The organism is Pseudoalteromonas sp. AOP7-A1-14 (assembly GCF_052376275.1).
Taxonomy (GTDB): Bacteria; Pseudomonadota; Gammaproteobacteria; order Enterobacterales; family Alteromonadaceae; genus Pseudoalteromonas.
Genome location: NZ_JBQSVO010000254.1, coordinates 1 through 1,145 on the forward strand (window position 1 = coordinate 1; position 1,145 = coordinate 1,145).

1 protein-coding gene is annotated in these 1,145 nt (G+C 45.9%); it reads left to right on the forward strand.

Going from position 1 to position 1,145, the window contains the following annotated elements:
* Nucleotides 1-1,145 (forward strand): elongation factor Tu (gene tuf, locus ACT3RM_RS17955; RefSeq protein WP_444511523.1); only part of this gene is annotated, 1,145 nt, incomplete at its 3' end.

The following is a 1,145-nucleotide window of genomic DNA, read 5'->3' on the forward strand; positions in this document are numbered from 1 at the left end:
ATGGCAAAAGAAAAGTTTGAACGCGTAAAACCGCACGTAAACGTAGGTACAATCGGCCACGTTGACCACGGTAAAACAACCCTAACTGCAGCAATCACTAACGTACTTGCAAAAGTATACGGCGGTGTTGCTAAAGATTTCGCATCAATCGATAACGCTCCAGAAGAGCGCGAGCGCGGTATCACAATCTCAACTTCACATGTTGAATACGATACGCCAACTCGTCACTACGCACACGTAGATTGTCCTGGTCACGCCGATTATGTAAAAAACATGATCACGGGTGCTGCACAAATGGACGGCGCTATTCTAGTAGTTGCGGCGACTGATGGCCCAATGCCACAAACGCGTGAGCACATCCTACTTTCTCGCCAAGTTGGCGTTCCTTACATCGTTGTGTTCATGAACAAATGTGACATGGTTGATGACGAAGAACTACTTGAGCTAGTAGAGATGGAAGTTCGTGAACTTCTTTCTGAATACGACTTCCCAGGTGATGACTTACCACTAATTCAAGGTTCTGCACTTAAAGCACTTGAAGGCGAAAAGCAATGGGAAGACAAGATCGTTGAGCTTGCAGAAGCACTAGATTCTTACATCCCAGAGCCAGAGCGTGACATCGATAAGCCATTCATCATGCCTATCGAAGATGTTTTCTCTATCCAAGGCCGTGGTACTGTTGTAACGGGTCGTGTTGAAGCGGGTATCATCAACGTGAATGACGAAGTAGAAATCGTAGGTATCAAAGATACTACTAAGACTACTTGTACGGGTGTTGAAATGTTCCGTAAGCTACTTGACGAAGGTCGTGCTGGTGAGAACATTGGTGCACTTCTACGTGGTACTAAACGTGAAGACGTTGAACGTGGTCAAGTACTAGCTAAGCCAGGTTCAATCAACCCACATACAACTTTCACTTCAGAAGTATACGTACTTTCGAAAGATGAAGGTGGCCGTCATACTCCATTCTTCAAAGGTTACCGTCCACAGTTCTACTTCCGTACAACTGACGTAACAGGTGACGTACAGTTACCAGAAGGCGTAGAAATGGTAATGCCTGGTGATAACATCAAGATGACTGTAGAGCTTATCGCGCCAGTTGCGATGGACGAAGGTCTTCGTTTTGCTATCCGTGAAGGTGGCCG